5 protein-coding genes and 2 pseudogenes are annotated in these 6,424 nt (G+C 45.7%); 3 read left to right on the plus strand and 4 right to left on the minus strand.

Annotated features, from left to right (window positions below):
• The 3 genes and pseudogenes from C8R14_RS12670 to C8R14_RS12680 all read right to left on the minus strand — a co-directional run.
• Positions 1 to 160 (minus strand): annotated as a pseudogene (locus C8R14_RS12670) (IS481 family transposase); the annotation flags it as partial.
• A gap of 87 nt (positions 161 to 247) precedes the next feature.
• Entirely contained in the window at positions 248 to 1,003 is a 756-nt protein-coding gene (locus C8R14_RS12675; RefSeq protein WP_041353684.1) for a PEP-CTERM/exosortase system-associated acyltransferase, read from the minus strand.
• A 127-nt stretch (positions 1,004 to 1,130) separates the two neighbouring features.
• A complete protein-coding gene (locus tag C8R14_RS12680) occupies positions 1,131 to 1,904 on the minus strand; it encodes an outer membrane lipoprotein-sorting protein (RefSeq protein ID WP_011633740.1) in 774 nt (257 codons plus the stop codon).
• Positions 1,905 to 1,915: 11 nt separating this feature from the next.
• On the opposite strand from C8R14_RS12680, the gene C8R14_RS12685 reads away from it, so the two are divergent.
• Positions 1,916 to 2,632: an ABC transporter ATP-binding protein gene (locus tag C8R14_RS12685; protein ID WP_011633741.1), complete on the plus strand. Its 717-nt coding sequence runs from the start codon at positions 1,916 to 1,918 to the stop codon at positions 2,630 to 2,632.
• A gap of 40 nt (positions 2,633 to 2,672) precedes the next feature.
• Positions 2,673 to 4,073 (plus strand): DUF1302 family protein, encoded by a 1,401-nt coding sequence (locus C8R14_RS12690; RefSeq protein WP_242500197.1) that lies wholly within the window; start codon positions 2,673 to 2,675, stop codon positions 4,071 to 4,073.
• A 284-nt stretch (positions 4,074 to 4,357) separates the two neighbouring features.
• Here C8R14_RS12690 and C8R14_RS12695 read toward each other — a convergent pair whose 3' ends face one another.
• Positions 4,358 to 5,569 (minus strand): ABC transporter permease, encoded by a 1,212-nt coding sequence (locus C8R14_RS12695; RefSeq protein WP_011633743.1) that lies wholly within the window; start codon positions 5,567 to 5,569, stop codon positions 4,358 to 4,360.
• Positions 5,570 to 6,264: 695 nt separating this feature from the next.
• Here C8R14_RS12695 and C8R14_RS12700 point away from each other — a divergent pair.
• A pseudogene (locus tag C8R14_RS12700) lies at positions 6,265 to 6,424 on the plus strand (IS481 family transposase); the annotation flags it as partial.

Consider the following 6,424-nt stretch of genomic DNA (forward strand, 5'->3'; position numbering starts at 1 on the left):
TCGGTGCATCGTGGGTGAATTCCCGCTTCCGCCACTTCGCTACCGTTTTTGGATTAATCCCATGCCGCTTGGCCAGAACATTCAGACTCTCTTGACTATTTTGTATCGCTCGACGCACCGCCACTGTCGTGCGGGCGCTTCCGTGTAATATCTGTCCCATAAATCATCCCTCCGTAGCTGGTTATATGTTACACCGGCACACCGTGGGACTAAACAACTAGTGTACGGGTACTGATTGGCACAGGATTTATTGATTGTCGATTGTTCCATCCATCCCGGCTTTGATGTCCTGTGCAATTGCCTGGTATAGCGGGTGAAAAATTGGGCGCATGCTGCTGATGATACGGTTAGTTTCTACCATGGATGGGAAGCGCAGGCCGTGATGCTCAATGGGGGCGCCAATAGATTCCAGTTGAGCCCCCAGTCTGCTGAAATGGCAAGCCAGTCGTTCTTCGGTCAACATAAAAAGTACTCTGATATCGTATATGCGTGCCAATTCAATTGTTCCGATATAAAGTCCGAGTGGAATATAGGGAAAACGCACCATTGGGCCTGTGCTGAAATCTTCTTTAGAGATGTTGATGGGGTGGTTTCTTTCACCTTTCCGTCGGCGGAAAGCTGCAATAACGGCTAGTCTTGAAACTTCACCAATTTTATCTTTGGGTAGTTTTGATGGATCTATGATGGAGCGATTGAGTGTCTGGGCACAAGTCTTTTCAAATGGTAAGCGTCTGTCATTACTATTCGACGGAGGACGGATGATGCGAGTACAACCAATAAAGGCATCATTGTGAATGCTACGAATCAGAAGATGCAGCGAATGAGCATCATATTCATCGATTTCAAATTTATCAGGTCGTGAAAATTCAAATTGCAGATCTTCACAATAAACGGAATGGCGAACGCGATAGGCCTCATGTCTTAATTCTTCTGTAAGCGCAGGGACGATTTCAAAATATTGTTTGAAAGACGTGCCTAAATGAGCGGTTTCCTGGGTAAACATGATTGCATTCATTCTTGGAAATTAACTGAAATTTTTCAAGAGATTGGCTTTTTACTGCTCAAGCAGAGAAAATATCACCTGTTTATGGTGCTAATCTCTTGCTCTCTGGTTCAATTAACCTGTTAACTTATTCAAGTCTTTTCAGGTAATCTTTGGTGAATATTTTGTCCGGCAGATCGCGCAGTTTCATATCCGAATAATCAAGAATAGAAATTTCATCTGATTTCAACGCATCTTCCATCACGATGCGAGTAGGGCGCATCTCGCCGAGAATGTCATCGAAATTTTCGTAACGACTGGTTTTAAGCAAGCGGCCTGAAACTGAATAGAACTCTGCTTTATAGGGCCTGAAGCTGGATTGATTGACCCACAATAGAACTTTTTGATAGGTGACTGAACGATCTACTCCGATGAGCTCAAGAACATGGTAATCCTCGCCATCAATAGATTCGTCACGCAGCAGCTGCGGATGATAGTCGCCGGTAAAATTGGCGCGGGCAATATCGCCGTTGGCAACCTGGCCTGTCAACCGTTGAGAAAGAGACAGTCGGATTGGCTGCGAAACGCTGGGCATAAAAATCCACAGATCGCGCCCTTTCATGAGAATAGTCTGACCACGCTCGGAGGCGGGCTCAGTAATTCTGACGATACTGTTTTCGTTTCCCTTGGAGAGTACCTGATAACGATACAGATCCTCTGCATGATCAGGAGAAGATGTGCGGATAGCAACATTAACCTGGAAGCTCTCCCGTGGAAAGCGAATTTCATCCGCTTTCTCCAGTATACTTTGGGCCGAAATATCGGTTTTTACTGCATCTTCCGGGGAAGGAAATGATATTTCTCCCCAAGTCAGCAGAAAAGAACCAGCTATTAATGAAAATAATAAGGAATATAGCTTCATTTCCAATCTCCATGAATAAAGTGTCCGGGTTAGACTACCCTGAAATTGTCCGCATCGAAAACGTATTCAAGAAATATACCTTGGGTACCAGCCAGGTTCAGGCACTTAGAGAGATCGACCTGCAAATCAGATCAGGGGAATTTCTCGCCATTGCCGGGCCTTCAGGTAGTGGTAAATCAACATTACTCAATCTGATTGGTTGCATTGATACACCTTCTTCCGGAAAGATTTATATCGATGGCCGGGATACCAGTGGGCAAACACCAGACCAGTTATCAGAACTGAGAGCTAGAACTATCGGCTTTATTTTTCAGACATTTAATCTTTTCTCAGTCTTATCAGCCGAAGAGAACGTTGAATATCCTCTGCTGCAATTCAAAGAATTAAGTGCTGCCAAGCGCCGTGAACGAGTTGTAAGATTTCTCGACATTGTTGGATTACGGGAGTTTGCACAGCATCGGCCTAATCAGCTGAGCGGGGGGCAGCGTCAGCGTGTCGCGATTGCCCGAGCACTCGCTACCCATCCAAAAATCATTCTGGCGGATGAGCCGACAGCCAATCTTGATCACAAGACAGGCGAAGATATTCTGCAGTTAATGAAACAAATCAATCGCAACAGCAGCACAACCTTTATCTTCTCAACGCATGATGCCAAAGTGATGGCAATGGCAGAACGTCTGGTGCGTATTGAAGATGGCCAGCTGGTTGAAGAGGATATGGTTGCCTGACCAGATGCCGCTGCTATTCTTGACATGCAGAAAGGTGATAATGCTGTTTCTGCTGTTATTGCTGACATGGTGTAGCGCAGATATCTGTGCTTCCACCGGCAAGACTTTGTCCTTGCCGATCTCCACAACAGCTTCTCCAGCACAACCGGATACTATCCAGATAGCACAAGCCTCCACGCTGGATGATTTGTTTGAACATGACGCTGCAGATACCAATGAACCTCGGCAATCATTCCGGCAAACGTCTTCCTGGCGCGGGTTTTCGCAACTGGAGTTTGCCGATACCGTTACCAGTCCCCAGCATGCTTCAAAACTGCGTTTGCGTACGGAGTTATCCAATCTGGGACACCTGAATCCGAATATAAAATGGAAGCTGAGTGCTCGTCTTGATTACGATGCCATCTATGACATATCTGATTTTTATCCACGTCAGGTACGTCGCGATCAGCGGCTGGAACTGTTTCTGCGGGAAAATTATCTGGATGTGTCTATCGCTGATTTTGACGTTCGTATTGGCCGCCAGCATATCGTCTGGGGAGAAATGGTCGGTCTGTTTTTTGCGGATGTTGTCTCTGCCAAGGATATGCGCGAATTTGTGCTACCTGATTTTGATATCTTGCGTATTCCACAATGGGCAGTGCGCACCGAATATACTAAAAATGATTTTCATGCTGATTTTGTCTGGATTCCATTTGCCAGTCTGGATGAAATTGGTCGGCCTGGAGCCGATTTTTATCCATTCAAGCTCCCCGTTGCTGCACCAGTCAGCTTTTTGAAAGAAGATCGTTCCGGGCGCAATATTTCCAGATCAAACTATGGAATCCGGCTCTCTCAATTAATGAATGGCTGGGACGTTTCGGCATTTTATTACCACAGCCTAGACGCCACCCCCACTTTTTACCGGGTCAATCAACCCTGGGAACCTCTATTATTTCAGGCACGGCATAGTGAAATAGATCAGGCAGGCAGCACCGTAACTAAAGATCTGGGGCCAGCAGTGCTGAAAGGAGAGTTTGTCTACACGCACGGACGCCGTTTTAATGTGACACGTCCGACAGTATTAGATGGGCTGGTGCGACAGGATACCCTCGATTATGCACTGGGGCTGGATTTTACTTTGCCACAGGACATTCGCTTGAATCTGCAATTTTTTCAGCGGGTTTATTTAGACTATGATCACACTATCTTTCAGGATAAATGGGAAAGTGGTGGCAGTATTTTTCTGCAGGGAGATTTATGGCATGATCTCCAAGGGCAGATACTGATGATTCACAGCCTGAATCGCGATGAATGGATGCTGCGCCCGCGCCTTACCTGGAACTTTGCCAGAAATTGGAAGATGGCAGTAGGGGTAGATATTTTCAATGGCCCCCCCACCGGATTGCTTGGCCGGTTCGATAGCAGCGACAGGGTATATACCGAACTACGTTTTTCTTTTTGACTAGCAATTTATCTTCTGGATTGCTTCACCCCTGCGGGGCTCGCAAAGACTACAGAAAGCGAAGGAAGTGATCACATTACACATCCGCCGCACCTTGTGAAGAACGCAGCCAGCACAACGGGATACAACGAGGATAACGAATATTATCTTTGCGAAACGGCGCAGCTGTTGAAGCAATCCAGTTTTTCATATTGTTACGACAACGCTGGATTTTTTATCCCTCGCGTTCACAAAGCAAAAGGTTTGTTGTGGCAACAGGAATTGATTGTCAAAAAATTTTACACCTATATATTTTGCCGTAACGCATCAACGACTGGTACGCGTGAGACATGCCTGGCTGGGAGTATTGACGCCAGCACGGTAGCAATAAAACCAGTACCTAATGCCAGTAGCAGAACAGAAGGTACAATCTGGATGTGAGCAATATAGCCAATATCTGCATTGGGAGGAGGGGGCATGGGGATACCAATGGCGGAAATAATTATGGCCAGCAGTATTCCCATATAAATCCCCAGGCCACCACCGATTAATCCCAGCAGCAAATTTTCACTGATGATCAACCAGAATACCTGATCACTGCGATTTCCCAAGGCCATCATTGTGCCGAATTCTCCGACACGCTCGAAAATGCTCATATTGACACTGTTGGCAACACTGAGCAGCACCATAATCAGAATGATGAGCTGCAGCACACCAAATTGTCCCTTGTACAATTCCACCGTTTTTTCGTAAAAATCATTCAGTTCCACCCAGGTTTTGATTTCCAGCTCGGATGAATCCAGCCATTGCTTCAATTGTGCCGCAACCTGATCAGTTTCTTCAGTATGTTGCAGTGAAATAACGAGTGCATTAACCCCTCCGGTGCCGAGCAACTCTTGTGCAGCAGCGAGGGGAATTCTGACTGCGCGCGCATCAAAATCATTGGAGAAACTCTGAAAAATACCAGTTACCTGAAAATCCAGGCTATTGAGTGCCCCATCAAGTGTGTTGACCAGAAGTGTTACGGGGTCTCCCGGTTTTAGCTGTAGTGCCTGTGCGACACCCTTTCCCAACAGAATGCCGAATGTGTCGCTGTCATTTAGCTGCCGTCCTGCTGCGATACGTACAGAACTACCCAATTCTGCTTCCAGCTCAGGCTCCACACCCTCACCAATAATCGGCAAATCACTCCTGCCATTATTCAGCAAGCCGGAAAAATTGAGTCGTGCCATCACCTGCTTAATTTCTGGATGACTGGTGATGTGTTGTTTAAGCGCATCAGGAAAATCCATTAAAAACTTTTCTGGAGAGCGTGAGCCGGCTGCAAAATATCCTTGGCGATAAACCTGTAAGTGCCCGCTTTGTGAATGAATGAGTGCTTCACCCAACTGCACGTAGATATCCTGTATCCACCCCCCAGCCAGAATGATACCGGTAACCCCGGTGATGACTGCAGCCAGCGTCATAAGCGTGTGTATTTTCTGTCGAAAAATATTACGTAATGCAAGTTTAAACATGGTGCGACGAAGAGGTTGTCAGGGTCAGGACAAGCATCATTTTTTGGGAGAGAGTGAATAGTTACTGGTTTGAGAGCAGTAATAAAGTCCTGATCATTTCTCAGTCGTAATCATGGCTATCTGAATTCGTTTGCCTGTTCATCAGCGAATTGATTCGGAAATCAGGCTCCGGATGATTCTGACAAGATTTTATCTTTTTGCATTCTTCCATTAAGACAAGAATGTAACAGGTAATAGTATATTGACCAATCAGGTTTTGAATTGTCCAATAAAGTCACCTTGCCAGGTAGGTAGAAAGGATTTCTGCTGAAAATTTCAGATTGATTTCACGATTTCCCGAAATATAGCCAGGCAACGTTCGGTTTCCACCATTTTATCCGCATCTATGTGGCCAGAAATTTTTCCAGCCTTGCTACATTTTATGATTATTGATGGTCATATCCTCAAGAGAATAAATGGATATATCGAGAAATTTTACACTTCTATTATCTCCCCTTATGAACTCTGTGTAGGCTTTTGATTAGCAGCGAGGCAGCAATCCTGTGTCTTTACACGATCTGCATAAGTAAGGTTTTCCAGTAGAGTAGAGGTAATGGATTTATTTATTTCAGCTTGCAAAAGTATATTAGCCAGACTAGTTGTTTAGTCCCACGGTGTGCCGGTGTAACATATAACCAGCTACGGAGGGATGATTTATGGGACAGATATTACACGGAAGCGCCCGCACGACAGTGGCGGTGCGTCGAGCGATACAAAATAGTCAAGAGAGTCTGAATGTTCTGGCCAAGCGGCATGGGATTAATCCAAAAACGGTAGCGAAGTGGCGGAAGCGGGAATTCACCCACGATGCACCGA

This window comes from Nitrosomonas eutropha, assembly GCF_003201195.1.
In the GTDB taxonomy this organism is placed as follows: domain Bacteria; phylum Pseudomonadota; class Gammaproteobacteria; order Burkholderiales; family Nitrosomonadaceae; genus Nitrosomonas; species Nitrosomonas eutropha.

Bases quoted from the DNA above. Each gene is read 5' to 3' on its own strand.
- C8R14_RS12675 (WP_041353684.1), bottom strand. From the start codon at position 1,003: ATGTTTACCCAGGAAACCGCTCATTTAGGCACGTCTTTCAAACAATAT.
- C8R14_RS12680 (WP_011633740.1), bottom strand. From the start codon at position 1,904: ATGAAGCTATATTCCTTATTATTTTCATTAATAGCTGGTTCTTTTCTG.
- C8R14_RS12685 (WP_011633741.1), top strand. From the start codon at position 1,916: ATGAATAAAGTGTCCGGGTTAGACTACCCTGAAATTGTCCGCATCGAA.
- C8R14_RS12690 (WP_242500197.1), top strand. From the start codon at position 2,673: ATGCTGTTTCTGCTGTTATTGCTGACATGGTGTAGCGCAGATATCTGT.
- C8R14_RS12695 (WP_011633743.1), bottom strand. From the start codon at position 5,569: ATGTTTAAACTTGCATTACGTAATATTTTTCGACAGAAAATACACACG.